At 41.2% G+C, this 23,983-nt stretch carries 21 protein-coding genes; 10 read left to right on the top strand and 11 right to left on the bottom strand.

Annotation, left to right across the window (positions count from 1 at the left end; translation table 11 throughout):
* Positions 1 to 261: 261 nt before the first annotated feature.
* A complete protein-coding gene (locus tag IEX80_RS19175) occupies positions 262 to 762 on the top strand; it encodes a hypothetical protein (protein ID WP_188833809.1) in 501 nt (166 codons plus the stop codon).
* Positions 763 to 1,182: 420 nt separating this feature from the next.
* Positions 1,183 to 1,632, top strand: a complete 450-nt coding sequence (locus IEX80_RS19170) for a GNAT family N-acetyltransferase (protein WP_188833808.1) — start codon at positions 1,183 to 1,185, stop codon at positions 1,630 to 1,632.
* A gap of 392 nt (positions 1,633 to 2,024) precedes the next feature.
* Here the strand turns inward: IEX80_RS19170 and IEX80_RS19165 are convergent, their stop codons facing one another.
* Positions 2,025 to 5,030, bottom strand: a complete 3,006-nt coding sequence (locus IEX80_RS19165; protein WP_188833807.1) for a sensor histidine kinase — start codon at positions 5,028 to 5,030, stop codon at positions 2,025 to 2,027.
* Between IEX80_RS19165 and IEX80_RS19160 the strand changes: the two genes are divergently transcribed.
* Positions 5,019 to 6,575 (top strand): clostripain-related cysteine peptidase, encoded by a 1,557-nt coding sequence (locus tag IEX80_RS19160; RefSeq protein ID WP_188833806.1) that lies wholly within the window; start codon positions 5,019 to 5,021, stop codon positions 6,573 to 6,575. The genes IEX80_RS19165 and IEX80_RS19160 overlap by 12 nt on opposite strands.
* A gap of 14 nt (positions 6,576 to 6,589) precedes the next feature.
* Here IEX80_RS19160 and IEX80_RS19155 read toward each other — a convergent pair whose 3' ends face one another.
* Together IEX80_RS19155 and IEX80_RS19150 are read right to left on the bottom strand one after the other, a co-directional pair.
* Positions 6,590 to 6,955 (bottom strand): hypothetical protein, encoded by a 366-nt coding sequence (locus IEX80_RS19155; protein ID WP_188833805.1) that lies wholly within the window; start codon positions 6,953 to 6,955, stop codon positions 6,590 to 6,592.
* A 42-nt stretch (positions 6,956 to 6,997) separates the two neighbouring features.
* Complete coding sequence (locus IEX80_RS19150) at positions 6,998 to 7,639, bottom strand: response regulator transcription factor (protein WP_090533136.1); 642 nt, start codon at positions 7,637 to 7,639, stop codon at positions 6,998 to 7,000.
* A 277-nt stretch (positions 7,640 to 7,916) separates the two neighbouring features.
* On the opposite strand from IEX80_RS19150, the gene IEX80_RS19145 reads away from it, so the two are divergent.
* From IEX80_RS19145 to IEX80_RS19130, 4 genes are read left to right on the top strand one after another with little or no spacing between them, the layout of a single operon-like run.
* Positions 7,917 to 8,990, top strand: a complete 1,074-nt coding sequence (locus IEX80_RS19145; RefSeq protein ID WP_188833804.1) for a hypothetical protein — start codon at positions 7,917 to 7,919, stop codon at positions 8,988 to 8,990.
* Positions 8,991 to 8,998: 8 nt separating this feature from the next.
* Positions 8,999 to 10,177 (top strand): hypothetical protein, encoded by a 1,179-nt coding sequence (locus tag IEX80_RS19140; RefSeq protein WP_188833803.1) that lies wholly within the window; start codon positions 8,999 to 9,001, stop codon positions 10,175 to 10,177.
* An 11-nt stretch (positions 10,178 to 10,188) separates the two neighbouring features.
* On the top strand, positions 10,189 to 10,497 hold the full coding sequence (locus tag IEX80_RS19135) for a hypothetical protein (protein ID WP_139160042.1): 309 nt from the start codon (positions 10,189 to 10,191) through the stop codon (positions 10,495 to 10,497).
* A gap of 4 nt (positions 10,498 to 10,501) precedes the next feature.
* The gene (locus IEX80_RS19130) at positions 10,502 to 11,287 is read left to right on the top strand and encodes a hypothetical protein (protein ID WP_188833802.1); all 786 of its coding nucleotides are present in this window, start codon (positions 10,502 to 10,504) and stop codon (positions 11,285 to 11,287) included.
* A 163-nt stretch (positions 11,288 to 11,450) separates the two neighbouring features.
* Here the strand turns inward: IEX80_RS19130 and IEX80_RS19125 are convergent, their stop codons facing one another.
* The 8 genes from IEX80_RS19125 to IEX80_RS19090 all read right to left on the bottom strand — a co-directional run bounded on the left by IEX80_RS19125 (position 11,451) and on the right by IEX80_RS19090 (position 20,875).
* Complete coding sequence (locus tag IEX80_RS19125) at positions 11,451 to 12,143, bottom strand: hypothetical protein (protein WP_188833801.1); 693 nt, start codon at positions 12,141 to 12,143, stop codon at positions 11,451 to 11,453.
* A gap of 1,057 nt (positions 12,144 to 13,200) precedes the next feature.
* The gene (locus IEX80_RS19120) at positions 13,201 to 13,461 is read right to left on the bottom strand and encodes a hypothetical protein (protein ID WP_188833800.1); all 261 of its coding nucleotides are present in this window, start codon (positions 13,459 to 13,461) and stop codon (positions 13,201 to 13,203) included.
* Between the two features lie 125 nt (positions 13,462 to 13,586).
* Complete coding sequence (locus tag IEX80_RS19115) at positions 13,587 to 14,684, bottom strand: hypothetical protein (RefSeq protein WP_188833799.1); 1,098 nt, start codon at positions 14,682 to 14,684, stop codon at positions 13,587 to 13,589.
* A 36-nt stretch (positions 14,685 to 14,720) separates the two neighbouring features.
* Positions 14,721 to 15,650 (bottom strand): JmjC domain-containing protein, encoded by a 930-nt coding sequence (locus tag IEX80_RS19110; RefSeq protein ID WP_188833798.1) that lies wholly within the window; start codon positions 15,648 to 15,650, stop codon positions 14,721 to 14,723.
* Between the two features lie 9 nt (positions 15,651 to 15,659).
* On the bottom strand, positions 15,660 to 18,746 hold the full coding sequence (locus IEX80_RS19105; RefSeq protein WP_188833797.1) for a lantibiotic dehydratase: 3,087 nt from the start codon (positions 18,744 to 18,746) through the stop codon (positions 15,660 to 15,662).
* A gap of 46 nt (positions 18,747 to 18,792) precedes the next feature.
* The gene (locus tag IEX80_RS19100; RefSeq protein ID WP_188833796.1) at positions 18,793 to 19,995 is read right to left on the bottom strand and encodes a lanthionine synthetase LanC family protein; all 1,203 of its coding nucleotides are present in this window, start codon (positions 19,993 to 19,995) and stop codon (positions 18,793 to 18,795) included.
* Positions 19,996 to 20,094: 99 nt separating this feature from the next.
* Positions 20,095 to 20,304 (bottom strand): hypothetical protein, encoded by a 210-nt coding sequence (locus IEX80_RS19095; protein ID WP_188833795.1) that lies wholly within the window; start codon positions 20,302 to 20,304, stop codon positions 20,095 to 20,097.
* 424 nt (positions 20,305 to 20,728) lie between these two features.
* Positions 20,729 to 20,875 (bottom strand): hypothetical protein, encoded by a 147-nt coding sequence (locus tag IEX80_RS19090; RefSeq protein WP_188833794.1) that lies wholly within the window; start codon positions 20,873 to 20,875, stop codon positions 20,729 to 20,731.
* Between the two features lie 483 nt (positions 20,876 to 21,358).
* Here IEX80_RS19090 and IEX80_RS19085 point away from each other — a divergent pair, with 483 nt between their 5' ends.
* The 3 genes from IEX80_RS19085 to flmA all read left to right on the top strand — a co-directional run bounded on the left by IEX80_RS19085 (position 21,359) and on the right by flmA (position 23,756).
* Positions 21,359 to 22,054 carry a sensor histidine kinase gene (locus IEX80_RS19085; RefSeq protein ID WP_188833793.1) on the top strand — a complete coding sequence of 232 codons (696 nt, stop codon included), beginning with the start codon at positions 21,359 to 21,361 and terminating at the stop codon, positions 22,052 to 22,054.
* Between the two features lies 1 nt (position 22,055).
* On the top strand, positions 22,056 to 22,778 hold the full coding sequence (locus tag IEX80_RS19080; RefSeq protein WP_188833792.1) for a LytR/AlgR family response regulator transcription factor: 723 nt from the start codon (positions 22,056 to 22,058) through the stop codon (positions 22,776 to 22,778).
* A 786-nt stretch (positions 22,779 to 23,564) separates the two neighbouring features.
* Positions 23,565 to 23,756, top strand: a complete 192-nt coding sequence (flmA, locus tag IEX80_RS19075; protein ID WP_188833791.1) for a FlmA family RiPP peptide — start codon at positions 23,565 to 23,567, stop codon at positions 23,754 to 23,756.
* Positions 23,757 to 23,983: the final 227 nt, after the last annotated feature.

Raw genomic sequence — 23,983 nt, 5'->3', positions numbered from 1 at the left:
CATAACAACGGTGATAACCAAAATAGCTTGCTGCCAACAAACGGCCTAATTTCAGCGAGGATTGACTATAACCCCGGTTTTTAAGCACTGAGCTTAAAGTGGCCTTTCGGGATGGAGATTTGTTCAGAATCCCATAGGAAATCCGGGAAAAGAAGTAATCCAAATAGCTATCTGTTTTTATGTCATTAATCTTTACCATAAAACTGTATCGTACAACGATTTTCCTGCGTAATATCTATTATACCCGTAACCTGAATTACCATGAAAAAATTCCTGATCATCTTTACCCTGTTATTTATCGTAAGTGTCGGCTGTAAGAAAGAAAATGTTGGTGGCGGCGGACTTTGCGCATGCTCCCCGGTACGTGGGCCCGAAGTTAATTTAGTCATAAAAAACACTAACGGAGACGATCTTTTAAATGATAAGACAACAGGATCATATACAAAAGACAGGATCGCTGTATACCGGAAAGATGGAAATAGCAATGTCATCCCAATGGACTTTGCGATACGACCAGGGTTTTCTTATGGTAATGAGAAGTTCAATTTCAATACCTTATTCCTCGGTAATCTTACTTTTCTGCAAAAATCACCTGCCGATGTTATCTATCTCAAGCTGGGAGAAAAGGAAGCCGGGGAGTTACGTTTACAACTCAATCAGGAGAAATATGAGGTAGAAAAAGTGATGATCGGTAATGAGGAAGCCGTAAAGGATTCCGGTACCGTCTCCAGGTATGCTGCTGTTTTTTATCTGATACAATAGAACTGGCATCTTCGTTATCATTTCCGATAACTTTAAAATACGACCTTAAAAAAGACGATCTATTTGGAATCATAGCCTTGCAATAAACCTTAGTAAGCGTCTCGTTGTCATCCGTTAATTTAATGAGTTTGTCCCTTATCCGGAATGCTTTTACACAACTATGTGATTTGAATTAACAGGCTTTAAGTAATCGATGCGGCAGTTCATCCGGCAGTTCGCTTCGTGCTATAGTCTCGACTGCTTTTTCGATATCGTAATCAAAGCGGATGAATTCAGCCTTTAAGCCGCCGTTCGCCCTTAGGAGAGCATGTCGCGAGGCCGGCATCGAGATCATTATATTAATAACGAACCATTAATTTACTGTAATGCCTATTACGTACTTGTATGCGCTCATTTTACTGTAATTCTGTATCTTGGGGCATGGAATTTCGTTTCGCTGAACCAAACGACTTAAAGACGCTGGCTGCTATTCGCGGGACGGATGATAATTCTGAAAGCTATTGGTTTAACCGGATTTCCGGTTATTATCACGGTACACACAGCCCACAACTGGCGTTAACCCCGCGTGTTATTATCATCGCTACTGACGATTTCAGGGTTATTGGATTTGTAGCCGGACATTTAACCCGCCGTTATGATTTCGATGGAGAACTGCAATGGATTGACACTATACCTGACTACCGGGGAAGGGGCATTGCCACAAGTTTATTTCAGCTTTTGAAAAACTGGTTTATAGAACAGGGTACAAAACGCATTTGTGTCAATTGCGCTTCTGACAACCTGGTCGCTTTAAATTTTTATAAGAAAAATGGTGCCGTTCCACTGAATGAATACTGGCTCGTCTGGGAAGATATTGGACAGGGATTATAGATGATTCAACTCATTTTACTTGCAACAACAACGTCCGTCTATCGCAGAAAAGTATCTTTGGAAGATTGCAGATCTTTTAGGCCTGCATAGACTGCTTCATTTGCCTTTTCGGACTGTATGTTGATTTAGCTTGATTAACCTTGTTATGGCAGGCTTATTATTCAGAATGTATTTCATAAGGAGCAAATGGTTATTTGTATGGAGAACCCCGTTGTCCATACAAAGTATTTAAGAAAACAGGTAGATCATATACGAGTCTTATTTAATAAACACGGCCACGTTTTTATAGATTTAAACATTTTTATGCAATTAAATAATTAAAGCGGAAATGGGTAGTAAGTGCATTTCGTTGTTAGCCAAAAAATCATCGCTTTTCCCGGCCGGCCGGAAACTTACGCTCTTGCTATAGTTATGCATGTTCCTTTTCCCGGTGCCGAAGCTAATAAAAACTGAAACCCGATTTGCTCTGCCCGGTGCTGCATGTTTCCCAATCCATAGCCGGTAGGTTTGCTGCTGACCTGAAATCCTATACCGTCGTCGGTTATAGCAAATGATAGCCTGTTATGATGGTCTGGTTTAATGACGACGCTGATATTACTGCATTTCGAATATTTAAAGCAGTTGTTGATCGCCTCTTTCGCGATCAATAAAAGGTTTCTCTTTTCGATCTTGGACAAATGCTGGTTTTTTATTCCCGGATCAACATATATTTCAAATTTAATCCCGTTCGCATGAGCCAGGGGCAGCACGAAGTTTTTGATACGTTCCATCAGCACGTCGATATTGTCCCGTGAATCCTCGAGGACCCATAGCATGTCACGGAGGCCCGCTGTCATACCGGTTATAAGCGTTTCAATTTCGTTCAGGTAGGATTGGTTCTGTTTTTTTTCGATCGCGAGGTGTGTGAAAATCTTGATTGAGTTGAGGCTGCTGCCCAGGTCGTCATGCAGGTCATTGGCAATATCCCGCCTGATGCGGTGCTGAATTTTAACCTGTTCAATACGATAGCGGTAAATACTATACAAAACACTGCATAGGGAAAGGATCATCAATACTTCAAACCACAGGGTTTGGTACCATTTGGGGACAAAGATCATCGATAACCTGATCGGCGCGGTAGTCCATATACCATTTTCATTGGAAGATTCCACTGATAAATGATAGCGACCGGGATTGATACCAATAATGTTGATGAAATTTCTTGTTCCTAAGTCGATCCAGTCATCGTTAAGTTCCTCAATTTTGTACCGGTACTGAACTCTTTTGGAATTATTGTAATGTAAGCCGGTAAAAGAGATCGTGGTTTGTAAGGCGTCATCGGGAACCAATAATTCTGAAATGTTTAAATTTCTCGATACCGTGCTGGCTAATTTGGAGTCTATCCTGATATCGGTGAAGTACAATTTTGGCGGATGGCGATCAATGATCAGCATTTTAGGGTCAATAATCGTGAACCCGTTCAAACCGCCTGCATATATTTTCCCTCCAGATTCGATACCACAATTTTCATCAAAGGCGCTGGAATGCAGGCCATCCTCCTCGTAGTAATTGGTAAAGGATGAGGTAGATAGATTATACACCGATAAGCCATTGTTTGATGTTACCATCAGGTTATCGCGATCAACGCGGAATATTTTATAAACACCGTCATTGCATAAGCCGTTAGCACTGTTGAGTACTTGAAATACTTTGCCGGCGGCGTCGATTTCCACTATTCCGAGGCTGTAATTGGCCAGCCAGAACCGGCCATTGACCTCACATATATCAAAATACAGTCTTAATGGATTACCGGAAACCGGGTTTTTTATATTCAGATAACTCACTTTTGAGAAATCTTTTTCGATGACATCGATCCCGAAATCGGATAATACCCATAACCGACCGGAACTGTCCTGAAAGATTTTTTTTACGATATTGCTTCGCAACCTTATAGGTGAGCTGTTATTATTGACGATCCGGAGTGTCCGCCGTTTGAAATTCCAGCAAAAAAAACCTCTGTCATTATCTGAACCTATTACCTCGAGAGAATCACCTATCCTTATCGCGCTGTTGATATAGTTGCCTGACACCGGTTTTAATTCCGGGTAATAAGCGTTAACGGGGATTAATTTTCCCGCGGTAAACACATATAGTCCGTCGTCACCTGAAACAATTACGCGCTTGTTGAAGTCCGTGAAGGCAAAATTGAAAGATCTTTTTTGGTCGATCTTAGAGAATCTGTCGGTCGTGCTATCATATAGCAAAAGACTTTTTTCCTGGCCAACCAATATCTTACCGAAAGGTAAGGGATACAGATTATAGGTATGCGTAAGTCCGGCGTGTGCATACCCTGTATTGTTAAAACCCCGGAACGCGGATGAGGTAGTGGACAGATAGGCAAGTCCCCGTTTACAACCGATCCACAGGTTGCCATCACTGTCTGTACAGAGGTGGTTGATTTCGTTTAACCAGGATTCTTCGCCATTGCTGTTGGACTCCTTGATCTTGATGCAGGTTGACAGTCCTTCGTCGGTCTTATACAAGCCGCTGTTTCCGGCGAGATAAATATGACCGGCGGCCTTTGTCATCGCTGTGGTCTGCTCGCGGGCCAGGGTCATCAGTGGGCCGGCAAACCGATGGCGGATGACAAGTTTCAGACTGTTGTTATAACTTAGGGCGATCAAACCGGATGATGTGCCAAGCAGAAGTTCTCCTGGTTTAAGTTCTATAACGGTCTTAAAGATCAGCGGGCCTGTTTCTCCGGTCAGTTGTGCATTGGTGATGACCTTAATGATGTTTTTGGTCTTTCCGTCAATAACGGCAATCCCGTAGTGGTTAAAGAAAGCCCAGATACGGCCTGAGCGGTCAGTGAAGATTGTCCTGACAGCGTACAGATCGTCGTCTCCGTTTTTTTTAAACGGGGAGGAAGGGCCGTTGATCCAGGCTTGTCTGACGATATCATATATTTTGATACCGTTGGTACAACCCAGCCAAAGCTGGTCCCGATAAAGGGTCATCGACACCGCCCAGTCGTCATTGTCTGCCCGAAGTCCCCTGATTGTTTTAACCACTTTCCCGGTTTCATAGTCAACCGCGTTTAATACGATCTCCGGATTCAAAACCCAGACCCAATGCCTGGAAGTATCGGTTATCAGCCAGCGTATATCCGTGCCGTAAAGCTTTCGGGTTTTTTCGGCGTTCTCCGTATACTTGGAAAAGGCCTTGCCATCGAACAGATTTAACCCGTCCTGGGTCGCTATCCACATAAAGCCTTTAGGGTCCTGCAGGGTATGGTGAATATTATAACTTGATAAGCCGTCGTTTTGGGTATATTTTAATAATAAATGGGTCTCCGTCTGTTGGGAAACGCTTTTAAATGAATATATTAGGAGTAAAAAACACGCAATATGGAAACTCATGCTGTTATCCGGAAATGGAATATTATTTTTCTAATATATGCAGAATTGGAGGATATTACAACTAATTTTAATGGCCAGGATGGCTATGAAGCGGATGTGAAAGCAGACCTTGATCAACTTCTGAAAATAATACTCGAAATTGATACGCATGACAGTTTCAACCTGCTCACAATAGAAAATAAAGTTCAGATAAAAGATGAAATTATTCAAAGCGACGCGACTTACATTAGCCGACTGATCTTCGATCCCTGTAAAGGAAATAACACCTTGTTGCAACTGCAGCAATTGGAGGACCGTGACTTTGCACAGAAAAGCGACAGCATAAAAAAGGTATTTCGTTATATAGACCGGTATTATCCGGCCGAAAAGAACATGCTGATCACCTGGGATCATGGATCTGCATTTGGTATTTTTAAAAAAAAGCTGAAAGATCCGCCTCGTTCTGAAGATGAAGAGGTTAGCCCGGCCAGAGGGGGGACAGGCATGGCCGATGATTTGCCGATCCAGGCGAAGGAGGACCTTCTATCCGTAAACACAAAGGTACCGGAATCTCCGTGTTATAAGGTCCTGGCACAAAAAAAGCTCGATGAGAACAAGACAATCTTGGTAGTGAAAAATAGGCGCTTTTTACGACCGGATACTTTTTTTACTGAAAAAATGCGGTCAGGCACTTTTGAAGAAGCGCAAACAATAGATTTTGCATTGCTTTCCAATGATAAGCTGGCAGAAGCGATCAGCATGGGTTTTAAAGGAAAGCAGGTCGATGTATTGCTCATGTTCAACTGTTTTATGCAAAATGTGCATACCTGTTTTTCCCTTTGTAAAAATGTGAGTCACCTGGTAGCTCCGGAAGGAAGTATCTGCGCTCCCGGTTATGACTACAAAGCTATTGCCAGGTCAATCAAAGAGAGTCAGGGAAACATTGATGGTAAACAGCTTGCCAGGTTGGCGGTGAATACCTTCCGAAAGAATTATATATTCTGGAAACGCGCTGCGGCCCTAAAAGCTATTGGCGTATTTGCTTTTTCGCTGCAAGACTATGAACAACAAATGATTGCTGCTTTAAAAGATTGGATCCAGTCTATGGAAGAAATGATCCGGACTTTCACGGAACTGCCTGGTGAGATGCGGGCCGCCAGGGCTCATGATTACGAATTTGGGATCGTTCAGGACATGGACTATCAATTTATAGATCTGAACAATTATATGCTTGATCTCGTAAAGCGATCTGATAAACCGGCGCCGAAAAAGCCGTATTCGGCGGGGATCAGAGCTTTGAAAAAATCATTAAAAGTAGCGAGTACCGCAATAAGAACAGCAAGTACCATTGGCAGGGGATTTTATGCAGATGGGCGGGGAACCTCACAAACGATAGACAAACAACGGCCGACCGGTATATCCATTTATTTCCCTCAGGAAGCGCAGCAGCCGCCCGGAGCAATCGAGCAGTTGTTTATAATTCCCGGTGCACCATTTGTCACGAGCTTAATTGAGGTTTTAAAATGGAGGGAGTTTATCGATGTGGTTTATCCCCCCTCCACTTAAGCTATTACACATGATCAGTTGCCATAATCCCTTTTGGGTTCGGCAAGCGCAAGCTGTAAGTTCAAAAAGCCCTGCTGATCAGTAAAAGTTACTGACAGCGCGTTCCCGCCTTTGGGCTGGGCCGTTTCGGGTAAATACATTTTGTCCGTACTTGCAAAACCGACTTCATTTTTAGCCAGTTTATACTCACCCTGGCCGTCCGGCGGGACGACTCTGAATAATCTGGGATCAATAGGAATTGTAACAGTCAGAACCGCCGAATTGATCGTACCGGTAGTGTCCTTTCCTATTTTGATCTCAGCGTTTACACCGCTATCACTATTGCCAGGATTGGATAAGGTTTCACCAAATGGGAAAACCAGAAGGGGAGAAGCAGCCATAATGTAAAAATTTAAAGGTTAAAATAATTTATTCTTTTAATATTACTTAGTTTTCAGTTCAACCAGACCTAATTTTATGCCTTCTAATGCCATTCCGGTCCGGCTCTTTACGTTTAATTTGCTGAACAGCGATTCCCGGTAACCATCGATGGTTTTCTCGGATAAAAACATTTTCGAGGCAATTTCCTTGTAGGTAAAGTCGCTGCAGGCCAAAGTCAAAAACTGTTTTTCCCGGTCAGTAAACTTCATTTCTTCCTGATTCCTTAACAGCCGGCGGTAATGCAGCCGAAATGTGTCGCCATTATAAAAACCTGTTTCACTTAATTGAAGCAACGCCGTTTCCAGTTCTTTGGGATGCACATCTTTCAACAAATAAGCGGAGCAACCAGCCCGCAACATGCTTAGTATTGAATGGTCATCCTCTTTCATTGACAACGCCGCCGTTTTTATTAAGGGAAAGCGTTCCGCGATCCGGGAGACTGTCGCAGGACCATCCATTACCGGCATCTGTACATCAATCAAAACAATATCGGGCAGCTTATCCAGCGTGGTTAACTGTCTTAGCAGCTCCGCACCATTTAAGGCTTCCACTACTACTACGAAATTATCGAATGAATTGATCAGACCGGATAATGACCGCAGAAATAATTGCTGGTCATCGGCTATACCTACTGTTATCTTCATGGGGAAATTTGTGATTCAGATCGATGTTAGGTTGTTATTGTGCTTAATATTGCATACCTGCATAAGCCGATCTAATTTGCACAAAAAAAATTATACCTCAAAGAGCTTAACCGCCTTTTTCTTACTGAAGCGAATACAATTATAAAACCTCCTGTCAAATTTTTGTACCGGAAAAATCCGGTTTTATATACCGGGTTTTTCCTCTTAATTATCTGTTTATAAGCGATTTAAATTTGTTCTGTACAAAACTTATTGCTCACGCTAAAAAACTTAAACAATGAACGGTATCAGAATAGCAGTCCTGAATCAATTTGCAGGCTTAACAGACGACGAGGTTGCCGCAGCAGTTACAGCCTTACAGATACAAGTACATGAACACTTTGAACCGGCATGGGGAATCGATGCTGAGGTCACTTTCTATCCTGACGGTCAGGCACCCGCCGGATGCTGGCAATTGGTTATTCTAAACAACTCGGACCAGGCCGGCGCTTTGGGCTATCATGATTTAACGAATGAAGGTTTGCCGCTCGGCAAAGTCTTTGCCGGTACGGATTTGGCATACGGCAACTCATGGACCGTTACCGCCAGTCATGAATTGCTGGAAATGCTTGGCGACCCGGATATCAATCTGACCGTTTTTATCGAAAACTCGGCCAACGGTGGGATCCTTTACGCTTACGAAAATTGTGATGCCTGTGAAGACGACCGCTACAGTTACGCGATCAACGGCGTTCAGGTATCCGATTTTGTTTTCCCATCCTGGTTTCAAAACTTTAACCTGCCTAACACGCAATATGATTATTGCAACCATATCACCCAAGCTTTTGAGTTATTGCCCGGCGGGTATATCGGATACTATAACGTTAACGCAGGCGGCGGCTGGCAGCAAAAATACGCAACTGGCCAGTCGCTCAAGTACAGCATGCGTGCGTATATAGGCAGCAGGCGGGAAAGGAGAAGAACGCCAAAGGTCCAGTGGATTAAAAGCAATGTGAATAAAGTTTTAACATCTAAAAACAGATTTGCCCGGGAATTGACAGCTGAAATAGGGCTGAGACCTATCACCTTCACTGTAAAGTTTTACGATGGGAAAGGCGGTATATGCTTTTTTGACGTAAGCATGGGGAATGATGGTAAATGTATCAATTCTGATGATGGCGACACGCAGTCATTTACCGTTAACCAAGCGCCAGGTATTCAGATAATTGTGGTAACCGGAAGCGCGCCAAACGGCGGAAAAATCACAGTGGAGGTTACAGACGCACGGGGGAACGTGTTAACAACTGCCGATGATAATTCCTTTTCCGGCAATATCATCAAAAGTTTTATTAAGCCATATACTTTAAACTGATATAGATCATGAAAAAACTTTCTCTCATGGCGCTGTTTGTGCTGTTTCTAACAGGAAAAGCCTTTGGTCGGGCAGATAGTCTGATGGCTGACACTGATAAGTTCAATCCTGAAGTGGAGCGTTTTTTTCAAAAAGGGCCATCTAAAGCGGGTATAAGCTATGAAGCGCTTTCAAAGTTCGTACAGGCCGGTGTGACGACTGAAAATAATGGCGGATTTACGTTTAAGTCTACGTTATTCGGAACAGCCAATTTTTTTAAACACGGGAAATTGGACTTGTCAGATTATTATAACAGTAAGTTAGGGAAATTTCAACGGAATTTTGAATATCAACTGGGGGTGAGTAAGGACAACTCCGGAAGCTACAATATATTTAATGGCGGATTCAAATATGCGATCGTAAACCGCCGGGACAGCAGTGATTTTAACTTTTTTAATATCCTCGTATCCGGCCTGAAAGCCATCGGGAATTTTCAGGAAAAGGCATTGAAGATCTATAAAGACAAAATAACGGGAGACCCTGCCCTTGTTCAGGAACTGGTTGCCGGTATTAATAAATACAGGGACTCCAATAATCTGATGGATCTTCCAAAAGGACTTTTGGCAGTGCGTGACAGTCTCTCCGCATTAATGTTGCACAGAGACGAAAGCGCCTTCTTGGATAGCCTGCAACAGGTTTATAATGCCAAGGTGAAAGCGCTCAACTCGAGAGGCCTGGCAACACTGGGTATCAATTCCCGGTACAGATCGAATACCGGTAAGATCGACAGCCTGAATATTTCTTTTGAATACCTCGTTGGTCTTGGTAAAAATCATAATAAAGCATGGAACGTTGACCTGCAGTTAAACAATATCTTTTTACAGGATTCAATTAGTAAGCGTGGCTTGTCCCGAAATATTTCGAGGGCTTCCCTGGGCATCAATAAAGTATTGATTAACGATAAGTCAGGCGGCGGGAGCCCTTTATTCGAATTTGAACTGGCCTGTGAGGATATCTGGCTGGATCATGGCCAAACTTATGCTAATGAGGCGAGGAACACGGTAAACGCAAACGCCATTTTTCGGGTTCATTTTTCCAAATCAATGTCTTTACCCGTTACCCTAAAATATGACGTTAAACATCCCAAGCTGTTTGGGTTTCTGTCGATTCAATGGAATCTTGACGATAACAGTACAACGAATAAATAACCCCATATCATATGCCAAATATCAAATGTATTACCCCGGGATGTCCTCATTGGATCTCGGATCCCTGTATAAAAACAAATGCGTTGTTTCAGATCCGGACTGATCTGATGGAGCGCCTGGAAAACACCCCGGGCGACAAAGAAGCTATGACAGGTATTAATCACCTGGATGCGATAATGGAAAGCGAATTGGGTTTTCAGGATGTACAGGCGCGTTACCAGATACATAAAAAAGCTGCAGAAGGGGCATCGGAAGTTCACCTCTTTACCCTGATCTGTGTATTAGGTCACAAGAATCAATATCAACTTAAATGTTCTTAATGTTATGCCCATTAACGATCAAAACCAGAGCTCAGACATATTCTGGCTGAATATAGGAGCGGAAGAAATATACAATTCTACACAAATCAGAAAAGATGCCGTGCAAAAACTTCAGGCTACCATCGCTTGGGTATTCAGTGTCTACACGGCTACGACCATTGGTTCGACCGTTTTTGGTAAGAGCGACTGGAATGTATGGGCTTTGTTGGTACTTGGGTTAGGTTTTATGGGATTGACGCTGGCCTATTGGCTGGCAACGGTCGCCGGATTCCCGGTTCCGCAATCCTTTTATGCCAATGAAGTTGCCTCGATACAAACTGCTTTCAATGATGCTATAAAGCGGAGTAATTCCCGGTTTAAGTCTGCGGTTATTTTAACTTCAATAGGCGTCTTTCTTTACAGCATAGGTTTACTCATCCAATTTGGGTCACCCGCGTTCAACCCCGTCGTAAGGCAAACGACACCTTGCGTATCCCTGAATGCAGTTTCAACTGTGTCCGCGAGAGACCAGGTCATCGTACTGAAGATCAGCTCCCGGAAGAACTCCTGGAATAAAATTACGCTGTTATCAGACACCGTTATAAATAAAAAGGTGGTTACTGACACGGTCACCGATGATTGTTGTCTGAACTTGAAAACGACATTCATCTACGCAGATTCAACGGCAACCGGTACAATTAAGTTCAGAAAACCTTCCAAACGACATTTATATGTAATGATCAGCCGGGAAGATACCCTGTCCAGAGGAACACTGGTACAAACTTTTAAACTAAAATATCCCATTTATTAGATATTTTAGAACAGGATCAAAGATCATTTATAGCGATAAGCCAGCGCGATCCGGATCGGGTTTTCCAGTATCCGGCTCATGAGTCCGGTCAAACGATGAGGCTGATAATCGACAGGTACTCATCCCTGATGAGTGCGTCAGTCTTAGCGGAAGCAGCTGCCCGTCAATAGGTCTTAATTTTTCTGATCAGTTCCTCAAGCGTGCCGATAGCTATCGCTTTATCCCGCTCTTCTATTTTCAAGGTGCTGCTACGCGCGCTTTTCCAGGAAAAATTGGGCATTCTTTCCGTTGAAAGGAAAGGCGTAATGCTGCGGAGAACAAGGCTGAACGAACGGGCGCTCAGCAGCCGGGTTTCGTCGGCGGCCTTTAAAAGGATAGCGACCTGGTCGACGCTCAGCCGGCAGGTAATTTTAAAAAGAGGTTGGTGATCCCCCGCTGCCGGTCCGCTGCCGGCTGATTTATGAGTATCCGTCTCGCCGTTAAAATAATGTCGGTAGCGGCGCCGGAATTGCTGGTCCAGCTGTTCGAGTTCCGCGAGGACCTGATTAAAGAAGCTGTTCAGGGGATTGTCTTCGGGATAGGCGACCATGTTGACTATGGCCTGCCATTTAAGTTCGTCCAGGCTTTCCTGGTATTGCCGGAGCATAGCGGCGATCTTTTTATGGCTTAAGAGCAGGAAGGTTTGAGCGCTCAGGTTTTTCCAGATCTTTCCGATTTCGGAACGGATTTGCTGTTGCAGGCCGGGCAGATCTTTTAGACTGATCTGTTTCGAGGTGCTGCTTCCGGGAACGAGCGCTGTGCCGATGATTTCATCGAGCCGTTCAAAGGGGTAGCGTAGCCGATCGTTTGTTGCCATAGGTTTGCATAAATATGTGAAGATGAATGTTTTCCCGCCTCAATAATGAAGAGCATTGGGCTTCCGGGTAATTCCGGCAGGTGCCTTCAAAGTTAAAGTCATTCATACCGTTGTGGCTTGATCCTGATCAAAATTTGGTTGACGTATTGAAACGGAGGCCTGGCCATGATCAGTTCGTCAATCCGCGGTAATTTACGGTGGCATATGTGTGTATTTACACTGCTGGCGGTCCGGGGCGTGACGACAAAATTTTTATGAAGGATGCCGGAATAGGGTGTAACATATCTCCGAAACGCCCAATCTACAAGCTACGTTAAAGGGAATAGTCGAAAAAATTGGTGACCGTCAAAAAGAGTTGACGGATATTGAAACTAAAATTGAAAGGTTGGAGGAAAAGATGATGAATGATGAGATCGAACCTAGTACTTACAAAAATGGTTTAATAGATACGCTGGGGAAAAATGGTATGTGTCGAACACCTACAATAAATCCGGAGTTCGCTCATAACTTACTGAATATTAAAGCAAAAAGGCTGCTCGATATCGAACAGCTTTGCCGGATTTGTCCATAAATCCCATGTGTACCGAAACTGGGAAATTAATTGAACACATTTATAGCTTCCTGATGATCGTAGAGCGGATTTTGGAGAAATACGAGGAGCAAAAGTTACGTGAGAAACACGAATAATTGAGCCATTTTTCTTTGTAAAAGGTGTTCAATAAATTCAACATGGTGGATTTATTGAACACCGAATTATTTTAATTCAAAAACTGACCAAATTTATTGGGGCAATACTAAACGCTAAGCTTGCATTTAGTCGAACTATTTTATTAGTTCCGATATACGCTGTCTTATTTGTTACTTATTTACGGTCCGCAGTTCATGCGAGACTGAACAGCGGAAAAGTAAGGGGCAATTACCAGGTGGATAAACCATAACATAATGCCCCTGCCGCCAATTTGAATTTGCCCGCTTTTTATTATTATAATCAAGTAGTTAGGAATGCAGACGGAATTGGCGAAGAGGGGGCAACCAAAATGGTTTTTCCATAAAGGGATCATTGCTGGGCAAATCCCCGCCAAACATCGGCGGTGAGTGAAAAATACACCATAGGCTCATCAATGTATTGCTCATCTCGGCTGAACCTACTCATGCGGTTATCACCCCTTTCGGTACGGATACCAATCCTGCCAAACGGCAGCTTATCACCGTCGGGCCAGCTTCCGGGTATGCGGTAGGCATTCCATCTTTTAAAAACATCAAAATAGTTTTTGAGCATGTGCCAGTTGTCCCAGAAATCGTCTACAGTGCATAACATATTGACATGTTGCTGCACATAGGCGACGCTTTCTATAAGGGGGCGCCGGGCGAGGTACACAATCCATTGCTCTAATGAGAATGGTCAGGTCTGCAGGAATATAGATATCCGGCAGATGGCAGTTATCAAAAGGTATTATTTCCGCTGTTTTTTTCAGCCCGTCGCGAAATTTCTGCTTCGGGAGGCATCCGTCTGATGAAATGGCTTTTGAACTCATTTATTCCGATGAGCTTTTCGCTTATAAACGTATTTGTTAAAGTATAAAAATCGTTTTCATATCCAATTTCAGATGATTCTACCATTTGTAAAATATCTGAGATTAGTGAGAGTTTGAGTATATCAAATTTATAAGACAAGGTGGTGTTCATGAATTGCGTGAAAGCATCTTTGTATTTTTCATAATTGCCCTTGTAAAAATTTCTTTTGATATATATCCAAAACTTCATAATCTCGCGATCATTGGTATCTTCTTTCATGCTGATCTTATCGAAAAACAGTTTAAAAACAAAAAAATCATCGTAAAAGTCTTTCCGATGATCTAATGGCCATGCCGCCATTTTTCTGAAAAGCTGGTAAAGGCAGCCTTCTCTGATGTATATGTGCGAATGATATAATGGATTGTCTTTAAACATTCTGCTGACCAGCATTTTGCTTGATTTGCCATTTGATAAATACTGCAAGAGGTGGTTTTTTAGCCTCAAACCCTCCTTTATTCGACCTTCCTGAATATATATAGCCGACAGGTTCATATTTTGTTCAAATATTCTGAATATGGCAGTTTTTAATCCTTTGCCAATCAAAAATTCATTTAAGGCAATGCATTCAATAAGCTTAGACTTTGCTTTCCCAAAATTTTCGTTTTTGTAATAATATAATCCCCAGACAGATAACCCCCATTGTTTTAAGTACAAATAGCTATCACCATCAAAATCGCTTTCTACCCTTCGATCAAGCTTTATAAGTTTCCTGAGAACAGTGTTATCTTCTTTTAGGTTCAACGGCACTACAAGTTTTTCGTATTCTTCTTTCAGGATCCTGATTTTATCGATTTCCTTCGGCTTCTGTTTGCTGTTTATCAGTTGCTTTAACTCTTTATTTTCTGAAACTATCAAGACTTTTTTAAAATCATAAGTCATGTTTTGCTCCTCTTTTGATCTCGCAAAATCTGACCATTTGAGTTTGAATATGCTTACGAGGAGGTCTTCCGGTATTGTTTTACTCATTTGCCTTATAATAATTTGTCTGCGGATATAGATTAATTAATTTCCCAGATCAAATGGAACATGGTAGGTACTATTTCCTTTCTTTACTCTATCCTCACGATTTAACGTTGCAATGATTTGAGAAAACTGTTGGTCGTCGAGGTTTTCGATACATTTAACCAGATCGTTTTTGATCTGTGTTTTGAGTCTGGTTAAAGCTTCCTGATCGCGGGGCATTGGCATATAATAAAGCTCATTTTTTAATAATTCGGGATGGATATAGCATTCCAGGATACAGGCAATCAGATCCAATATATTATTATTCCGAACAGCTATGGACATACTTAAGGAATTGTTTGTCTCGGGGCTAGCTTTATGCCATACCCCGCTTGGAATATATAATATATCCCCTTTTTCCAGTATGTATTCTATAGCCGGTAGCGAATTTTCTTTGTCCGGAGAGTTATACCCCTCTCCGAAAATCTCCCATTTTTTTTGCCCTTCAAGCTGAACGGTAAATACCGCTACGGGATCGCAGTGGGTATCAAAGGAGGGTTGATTGATCGTATTGTAAAACAGGGTAATGTTAATGTCGCTGGTAAGTTCTTCTGATAGCTGATGCGCAAAGCTTTGTATATTCAGGTTATATTCGTGAATACCACTGATAATCAGAGAGGCATTTTTATTGATCAGGTCGCTGACTTTTCGTGGATCTATTTTTGTTTTTTCAAATGAATCATTTGAATAGACTGGTATAGTTTCCTGGTAAAGTCCCGGATCCAGTATTTTCCCATCCAGAGATAGACGTATTTCTGGAAACTGAATGCTGTTTGCATGGGTGTTCAAAAAAAAATTAAGGTCATCAAAAGAAAAGAAATCTTTAAATTTCTCTTGTTCCCCTTTGATAAAAAGAACTTTAGTATCCTGGTAGTTGTCAAGAAAAATCTCTTTTTTAAGCGGATATAGGATTTTTTCAAGTATAGTCATTTTGTGGAATTATGAAACGATCGCTGTTGATCGTATAAGTTTTGAATGATAATGGCGCTCAAGTAAATGATATAATAGTAATTCCTGTTTTCTTTGACTAAAACAGAATAGCCTGTTGATGTGCATGTGAATCAAGCTGGATATCAGTCTATTGAGATCTGTTTCTCCTGTGTTTTTTAGGCTTGCTATTTCGTTTATATCCAAAAGTGCGTCAATGCTCCTGGTGTTTATAATGCTATGCAATTGATGTTTTCTTTTGTCGGATGTTTTTTTGTTCCCGAAATGATTATCGATAGCGTCCTGCATTGACCTGTATTTACCATTTAGCTGTTTCTGTAACACTTTGTTTCCGCCAAATTCTTGGAAAAATGCAGCCCGAAGTTGATCAATCAAAAGGTGCTTTTCATTCAATGAGAACCCAAAATCATTCAATAATTGATCGGTACTATATAATGCCGCGATAGTTTTAGGTACGAACCCTTTGTTGCCAAGCTTCAGTAATTTTAAAACAGCTAGACTGTCTCTATGAAAAAAACGTTCAACATCTATAATTTTCTCAAATCCATATCTTTCGATTTCTCTTTCGTAACTATCAATAACAATTCTGAAAACGATCTTTTTCTTTATCCATACTTTAACGCCACTCATTAAAAGTTGATAAAGTTTTTCTTGAGTTTGCAGGTCCGTGTTGAAGAACCTAATTCTGATATGATCAAATTCATCTTTATACCGTACGAAGAAAAAGTGTTTGAATAGCGTCTTGTTTTTCGTTACGAAGGGGTATACGAACTCGATCAGAAGCCGTTCTAAGTTGAGAGCGCCTCCATAAATTTTGAAATATAACCATTCTGAATATGGAGGAAAAGTTCGCTGTACATTATTTAAGGTTATCCGTTCTCTGGCACTTGTTTGTAAGGTTTGGCGTTGCTCTGTATAAACTGGTATGGTAAGTTCGCTTATGTAATTCTTGTTATTGGGGTCTGAGATGATTGATTTATCGCTGTTGTAAATGAATTCCTCTAAAATGATTTCATTTTTGACTGATAAGCTTTTTAAAAACAAGGCAATTCCTGTGGACGTTTCCAGGTCAATCAATAATTCATCCTCATATTCGATCAACAATAATTTTGAAGGTATTTTATATTTCAGCCTGAATTCTTCCAGAAATGCTAACCGCAAGTCATGATGTTCAGGGAGGCCGGACATATGCTTGGCCGAGACCTTCCAGCGGGCCCTTTTCAGAATGATGTTCTTGTACACCACAGACGGAAGGTATGTCAGACTTTCCAGGTCGCCCCAGTCCCAGGTTGCCATTAAATCCCTATCCTGATACTGTAAATCACATAAAAATTTATATACGCTGAGCGGTTTGCTGTTGAAATTGTGGGCAGTCGTTAACCGAGGAATGATACGCTTTTTTAGCCTCCGGCTATAAAGATGTACACGATCGTTTTTGACCGCTACCAATATATCATCAACGTTGATCTGATCCTTTGTATCGGCACCTTGTCCGCCGAGATATTGGATGCTATATTTTCTTAGATGCGGCCTTATTAAGGAATTGCCTATCCCACCGGCGGGCGTATGGACGATCTCCGCGTAAATCGCATCATTGTCACTTGTTTCTTCCTTTGAAATAATATCGTTGACGAGTTCCGAGATGCCCTGATCACCATAAGCGAACCTGCCCATGAGGTTTGCCCCCGAAGGGCCGGAAATGTTTTTAAGAAGAAATGAAAATTTTTCGCGGTTGATTTCACTTCCGGTTTTAAGCAGGCTACCGAAAATACACATGCTTGATGGGAGATGAGCACTACGGTCTTTGTCGAACTGTTGAAGTTCAGAAGGCTCAATTTCGATCATATCCAAGCCATCATCAATGTACTGTCTGTATTTATTGATGCAAAAATCCCTGATCGCTGAATGATTTGCCGGCCTGTAAACGTCGGCATTTGAACTATTCAGATCTGAAATTAGGGCTTCTTCAGAATAGGAATCAAAATCGAACTGATTGTAGCCGACACCATGATCCACATCAAGGGCTATCATCATCGGGACAAGTTGATCCTGGTATAACTGTGCGAACCTGTTTTTAAAGGTTTCCAAAAGATTGTTCCCGTTTGTTTGTTTTAAGCAGCAGAGATCAGCGATTTGGGAGGTAATTTCCTCTATCAGCGGTTTGTTCACCGTGTTGGAACCTAATTTCAAAAACAAATCGGCATGCAATAGATTTTTACGGCGGAACGGGGAGCTGACCAGGTCGGATAATTGTTTTTCAACATGCTGATAATCGAGAATTGTGTTCCCGTTTTTTTTTAAACTAACTGATATTCCGGTCAAATCATTAATGAGCGCGCTGATCTTTTGGTTGGGGCTAAGGCCTTTTAGTTTTGCCAGAAGTGAATCCAAAGGATCTGTATCGGTCATTCGTGGTTCCAGCTCACAGATAAACACTTTGGCTGTTATCAGTTCATTGATATAATTGCTTACTTCGTCCCGGTTGGCACTGGTGTTTGTAATTAAATGTTCTGTCAGCTCATTTATGGTACGTCCCGGTTTCATAAAACGGAATACTGAATTTAGCAATGCCGACTTGAGTATTGAAGAAAGCTTAAACGTCCGGTTATCTCCTTTGTTCTGATATTCAATATATCGTACAGCGCGTGGAAGATTATATAAAGAATCGTTGAGGCGGAACTTTAAAACTGGTAAAATTTCCGGGACACCCTCTAAATGACTAACCAGCTCGTTTACAAATGTTATATCTACACGTGTTTTCTTAATATGATCTCGCGGGTAAGACAGTTTTATATCTGTAGCACCCGGGGTCAATTGTAACACAGCGATTCCCGCGAATACACCGAAAGGAGTCGGTCGTGTGCAAGCTCTTAGCCAATATTTGCTAATACTTTCGTTAATTTTTTTCTCCTCTTTGCTCCCTACCCCCTGATATTTGAGCAGTGAGGCATACAATTGAGGGGAGGCGAAATAAATTCCTTCTTCAAAAATTGGAGGAAGGGGCGCCGGTACATTTTTATAGGCTTCAGCATCGAAGAATGGAACACGGATCACTATCTGACCGAAATTTCGTAACATAGGAGGTTTGAATTAGATCATTTACAATAGCCGGAGGTGGGAGAGTTTATGAAATATATAATAATTCGTCAATTGGGGGCATGGATGGCTTTAAGTGCAGCATATGGGCAATTCCGATACCTATTATCCCCAAACTAAAACAGGTGTTCCAGCCGTATTCCTCAGCCCTGGCGACCATGCTTAAAAATCCACTGAATGTATTTTCGTGACCTGCATAGCTGGCCGTTTTTTTGTGCCAGTATATGGAGCGGTATTTATACCTGTCATCTTTTGTAATTTTCGCTATTTTATTAAATGCGAGTGCGAGACCGGCTGCACCATAAGTTAAACTGGCATCCCAAGTAAGATTATCTTCCTTTGAACGATGAAGACATGTCTCGAGAATTTTTGAGGATTGGTCTTTTAAAACCGGGTCATTAAGCAATAAGGCAGCCTTATATAAAGCGTACCCAATACCAAGGTCTCCGTAACATTGGGAAAATTGAGTCTGAAAAGGCTCTTCGCCGATATAATTGGGAAATAAGCCATTGACCTGGTCTCTTTTTTGTTTGATAAGGAAGTTTGCCGCGCGCCTGATCGTAAAGAGGCTTAAGGTTTGCTCAATTCCCTTTTCAAAAACACCGGCAAGGAAATTTATCATAGAGGCTGAGCCATGTGAAATACCCAGGTATACCTTATTTTCCAATTGCGGAGCAGGCCAATAAAAGTCGCCTTCAGGGTCCCGGTGTGCCCGGTGATAAGCTTCCTTCACGCAATCGCTCAAATGGTGATTGGCCAGCGTATTTTGGCCATCCCTGGCTAAAAAATAATTCCCGGCAGCAAGTGCCCCACTTGAAGTGTCGAAGTCTGAACGGTTTATTTGATGGGTGAACAGTTCGGACATTAATGGGTCCAGATCTGCAAAATACTCTTCCGATTCTATCAAAAAGAAATGGTTCTTGTTGTTAAATTCTATAAACCTGCCTATACCGGATAATTGAGCATCAATAGAGTCGACTTTATGGATCGGCTTAAAATTGTAGATATCAAGACGCTGCAGGCCGTCCCAGAGAAAATATTCTGCACTTGATCTGTAAGTTTTATTACTGGTGTATAAGGCATAATAGCTATAAAAGAGCGACAGTCCTAACAAGCCGGTATCCAGGGTGGCGCGGCTGATCGACGAAATCAGTTCAGGCGATTGCAGCCTCTCCCTGATCATGTGGATCTGGTCGTCTATTAGCAAATCGTCAGAATCGTTGGATCGCATGGCTTATGGAGTCATTTTGGCAGGAGGGAAGAGTATTTAAACAATACAAAATAACCTCAGCGGGAACTGTTATTTTGTATTGCCTGAATAATGAGGATTTCAGAGCCTGTTTTCTTTTGAAAAACTACTGATATCATTTCTGGGATGTATAATGCTGTTACTACAGCAAGTAGCGATGTGACATGTGCCCGGAAAACAACCGTCGGTTTGTGTAGAAGATGTAGGATTGCCTGCTCTTAATTGCCTGGTATTGATCAGGGAGATCACCTCTCTGTCAAGCCCGATTTTGTTTAATTTTAGCTTTTTCATGATTGTTGACTTATTTAAATGATAGCGTTTTCAAAGTTTATTGAACAAAGACCAAAGCGTTGACTGTTCCTCCTTATTTGATAAGGGACTGCGCTATGTTGAACCTTTGATGTTTTTATTTTGAAATTAAACATTGTGCCCACCCTGGTAAGTATTTTAGTACACACATAAAAATCCAATGATCACTAGTAGAATACGAAACATGTTCATCAATTCGAATTTTTTCAAGCTAAAGCATAGCTAACTCTTTCTCTTATCCAATTTTTTATTCGTTATGTTGAAAATAAATCCCTTTGGAAAGAAGAATGTGCATGGTTAATATCCCTTACCTGACCAGATTGTTACCAATAATTTTAAAGACGATATGTCAATACCGAAAAATCGTACTACCGGTTTGTTTTTTTGATGGGCATTATTGTGTAATTTATTTATTAAATGATAGATGAGTGGTGGTCACAATAGTTACTGTGGTGGGATCTGTTTCAGTTGGAAACCTTCCATTTTGGTTGTCATGGTATTTATACAAAGATTTGTACTTCGGAAATGTGAGCTTTTTTAGTTTCGTTTTCATATTTGGTGGTTATAATCCAATTGTAAAAAATAAGGATATAACAACAAAAACTATTACACGAAAAACAATTTAAGCGTTACCAACGCTTCATTTGATTATATTTGAATTGCAATGCAGTTAAAACCTCAACCTGGGAATTTTCCAATCAAGAATCATTTTATCTTTTGGGCGATATTTATTGCGTATGAGGTTATAATTTCACGTTCTTATAGTGGTACGTTTTCTTCGGTACTTGATTATATTACCTATTACACCCTCAATATCACGTTATTTTATGTACATGCCCAATGCCTGTTAAATTTCAGGTTTTCGGGTAGGGTAAAATATATTCTATGGCTACTGGTCTTTGTGGCTGAACTATTGTCGTATTTATTTATTAAATACATCATTTCAATATGCTATTATAAAATAGGTTGGTATCAGAATGCTCCGAGTAAATTGGGAGATTTTTTCAGAGAGGGTGTCTGGCGGGGCTTTTATTTTATGGGCCTGGGTTCTGCTTATGGTTTTTTTGTGTCATCTATCAGGTATAAAAACAAAATAGCGGAACTTGAGATCGGAAAATTGCAAAACCAGATCGCGCTCAAGGAACTCGAAAATGAAAAACTGTTTTCGGATATTGCTTTTTTAAAGGCGCAGATCAATCCTCATTTTATTTTTAATACCCTCAGTCTGATTCACAATGATGTCGCGAGGTTTTCCGAAGAGGCGGGGGAACGATTGTTGATGTTATCCGATGTGATGCGTTTCGCATTGGAAGAACCTGGAGCGGATGGAAAGATAGACCTGGAATTTGAATTGACCTATATTGAGAATTATGTCTTCTTGAACCAGGAGCGTTTTAATAAGGAATTGAATATTCACTTGTCGGTGAGCGGAGAAATTTCAGGAATGCGCATAATTCCTTTAATTATTATAACATTGATAGAAAATATCTTTAAATATGGAGAGTTAAGGAGAAAGGAGGATCCTGCCAAGATCTCTATTAGTGTAGAAAATGGCGAATTGCTGCTGATGATTACAAATAAGAAAAGATCAGGTAATCATTTCGAAAGCTTCGGGATAGGTATGAAGAATATTAGAAAACGACTGGACCTGCATTATATGAGTAATTACACCTTAGAGATCGAACAGGACCTTGAGGCCTATGCACTAAGGCTTTACATTAATTTGTTATAATATGAATTGTTACGTTATCGATGATGAAATACATTCGATTGATACTATTAAGGGCTATATTTTGAAATCTGATAAGTTACAGTTTGCAGGCAGCTCGACAAATCCTGTTCAGGGCCAGTCAGAGTTAAATAACAGAGATGATATAGACATGGTTTTTATAGACATCGATATGCCTGACCTCTCCGGGCTTGAACTGACAAAATTGATACCTCCCGGAATTGCCGTTGTTTTTATTTCGGCCTATCATAAATATGCTGTAGATGCTTTTGACCTGAATGTCGTAGACTTTCTTTTAAAACCGATTTCTTTGCCAAGATTTCTTAGGGCAGTTCAAAAAGTAGAGGCCGTAAGAGGGACTTTATTGAAAGATACCTATCGAAGCCCGGACTCCTTATTCATAAGTCCCGGAACCAGGGGTAAAGTGATACAAGTTCACTTAAACCAAATAGTTTACATCGAAGGGCTGAAAAACTATGTTATCGTCCATATAACCGGTGATGAGAAACACATAACCTATCTTACCATGTCGGAAATTGAGATGGCCTTACCCCAAAATCAGTTTATAAGAATTCATAAATCATTTATAGTTAACAAGTCGATGATTCAAAGTATTGAAGGGAATACGATCACCGTTAACAGTAAAATTCAGCTAACTCTGGGGCATACTTACAAAGATAAATTCAAGGAAGTTATCGGCTTGATCATGCTTAAAAGCAAAAGATAATTTAATATTTCCCCGTGTGAAAATATCGTTCCGATAACATCCGCTGCCGCGATAACCTATTTTCGTTCAGATCCCAAAGACTGGCCACCTGGCGGTGCATCGCCATTTTCAAAAAGGACTGTTTTCAGCTCAAAAAGCATATTTTTTTTCGATCTTTATGGTTACGTGAGGGAGAATGCTATGCCATTGAAGCTATTTACAGCTTTTATTTAATTGTTTAAATTCTGACTAAACCTTGTTGCTTTTCAATGCCTTACTCCGCTGCAAAAGCAAGCTGATAAAACAAATTATTTACGCGTTCCCTGCTGTATTCACTTTACCTGGGAGTCGTCCGGCATCCCTTTTTCAGGCCAAATTTAGCGAACTACAAGACTGCTTCAAGTAAGTGCTGCCATTCATAGATCATAAAACCTGCCCAAGTTTTTTACATAGATGTTTTATTGAGTAAATGCAAGGAAGCTTTCAATCAGTACGGCTGTTGGTGTAAATTCAAGGTTAGTTTGTGTAATAAATGTTAGTAGGAAAGGCTACCCTCTTAACTTTATTTCAAGCAATCCGCAACGGAGTTGAGGTACGATCCCAGCTTTCAATTTTAAAACAATTCAAATAAAAAATATCCGGGCTAATACTATTCAGCGATAAATGCCCGCGGTGTCTTTAATCATGTTTTACAAACTGATCACAAATTGGGGGCAGCGACCAATGTTAACCCGGCCGAAAGTGGTCGGGGAAAATGCCTTAATGCAGAATCAATTAAATACATAATAATACATTAATCAAGTAATCATGGAAAACAAAAAATCGAGAGTTGCTGGTTTGAAAACAGCAGGTGTGGAATTGATCAAGCCACGGAAAATTGAAGACGTTTATGCTAATACGCAAATGGTTGAAGCATTTTGCGGTGAGTTTGGAAAAGGGACAGACTGCCGTGGCGTTAATGCTGCTGTTGAAGCAGATGAAGACAGTCTGCTGTTTTAACCTCAGGTATAGTCCGTGCCCATCAAGGTGTTAAGCGTGGAGGGCGACTAAGAATAAGGCTATGTGACAGGTGCTTATATCCTGTCGCGAAACCCTTATTTAGGGAAGCGAATCTTTGCTTAAGGAGCTATAGGTGTACCATCTAAACCGCTTCACCACTCAGGAGGGGTTTTAGTTTGCTTTTTTTAACAGTTTATTAATCAATAATTTAAATCAAAAAAAGGATG

The sequence above is a fragment of the Mucilaginibacter rubeus genome, from assembly GCF_014643835.1.
GTDB classification, from domain to species: Bacteria; Bacteroidota; Bacteroidia; order Sphingobacteriales; family Sphingobacteriaceae; genus Mucilaginibacter; species Mucilaginibacter rubeus.
The sequence above is the reverse complement of the archived record's forward strand: the minus strand, read 5'-3'. Positions and strand labels throughout refer to the sequence as shown.

What these genes read in the sequence shown, in the direction of transcription:
- IEX80_RS19175 (WP_188833809.1), top strand. Translation starts at nt 262, where the DNA reads ATGAAAAAATTCCTGATCATCTTTACCCTGTTATTTATCGTAAGTGTC.
- IEX80_RS19170 (WP_188833808.1), top strand. Translation starts at nt 1,183, where the DNA reads ATGGAATTTCGTTTCGCTGAACCAAACGACTTAAAGACGCTGGCTGCT.
- IEX80_RS19160 (WP_188833806.1), top strand. Translation starts at nt 5,019, where the DNA reads ATGGAAACTCATGCTGTTATCCGGAAATGGAATATTATTTTTCTAATA.
- IEX80_RS19165 (WP_188833807.1), bottom strand. Translation starts at nt 5,030, where the DNA reads ATGAGTTTCCATATTGCGTGTTTTTTACTCCTAATATATTCATTTAAA.
- IEX80_RS19155 (WP_188833805.1), bottom strand. Translation starts at nt 6,955, where the DNA reads ATGGCTGCTTCTCCCCTTCTGGTTTTCCCATTTGGTGAAACCTTATCC.
- IEX80_RS19150 (WP_090533136.1), bottom strand. Translation starts at nt 7,639, where the DNA reads ATGAAGATAACAGTAGGTATAGCCGATGACCAGCAATTATTTCTGCGG.
- IEX80_RS19145 (WP_188833804.1), top strand. Translation starts at nt 7,917, where the DNA reads ATGAACGGTATCAGAATAGCAGTCCTGAATCAATTTGCAGGCTTAACA.
- IEX80_RS19140 (WP_188833803.1), top strand. Translation starts at nt 8,999, where the DNA reads ATGAAAAAACTTTCTCTCATGGCGCTGTTTGTGCTGTTTCTAACAGGA.
- IEX80_RS19135 (WP_139160042.1), top strand. Translation starts at nt 10,189, where the DNA reads ATGCCAAATATCAAATGTATTACCCCGGGATGTCCTCATTGGATCTCG.
- IEX80_RS19130 (WP_188833802.1), top strand. Translation starts at nt 10,502, where the DNA reads ATGCCCATTAACGATCAAAACCAGAGCTCAGACATATTCTGGCTGAAT.
- IEX80_RS19125 (WP_188833801.1), bottom strand. Translation starts at nt 12,143, where the DNA reads ATGGCAACAAACGATCGGCTACGCTACCCCTTTGAACGGCTCGATGAA.
- IEX80_RS19120 (WP_188833800.1), bottom strand. Translation starts at nt 13,461, where the DNA reads ATGTTATGCACTGTAGACGATTTCTGGGACAACTGGCACATGCTCAAA.
- IEX80_RS19115 (WP_188833799.1), bottom strand. Translation starts at nt 14,684, where the DNA reads ATGAGTAAAACAATACCGGAAGACCTCCTCGTAAGCATATTCAAACTC.
- IEX80_RS19110 (WP_188833798.1), bottom strand. Translation starts at nt 15,650, where the DNA reads ATGACTATACTTGAAAAAATCCTATATCCGCTTAAAAAAGAGATTTTT.
- IEX80_RS19105 (WP_188833797.1), bottom strand. Translation starts at nt 18,746, where the DNA reads ATGTTACGAAATTTCGGTCAGATAGTGATCCGTGTTCCATTCTTCGAT.
- IEX80_RS19100 (WP_188833796.1), bottom strand. Translation starts at nt 19,995, where the DNA reads ATGCGATCCAACGATTCTGACGATTTGCTAATAGACGACCAGATCCAC.
- IEX80_RS19095 (WP_188833795.1), bottom strand. Translation starts at nt 20,304, where the DNA reads ATGAAAAAGCTAAAATTAAACAAAATCGGGCTTGACAGAGAGGTGATC.
- IEX80_RS19090 (WP_188833794.1), bottom strand. Translation starts at nt 20,875, where the DNA reads ATGAAAACGAAACTAAAAAAGCTCACATTTCCGAAGTACAAATCTTTG.
- IEX80_RS19085 (WP_188833793.1), top strand. Translation starts at nt 21,359, where the DNA reads ATGGGCCTGGGTTCTGCTTATGGTTTTTTTGTGTCATCTATCAGGTAT.
- IEX80_RS19080 (WP_188833792.1), top strand. Translation starts at nt 22,056, where the DNA reads ATGAATTGTTACGTTATCGATGATGAAATACATTCGATTGATACTATT.
- flmA (WP_188833791.1), top strand. Translation starts at nt 23,565, where the DNA reads ATGGAAAACAAAAAATCGAGAGTTGCTGGTTTGAAAACAGCAGGTGTG.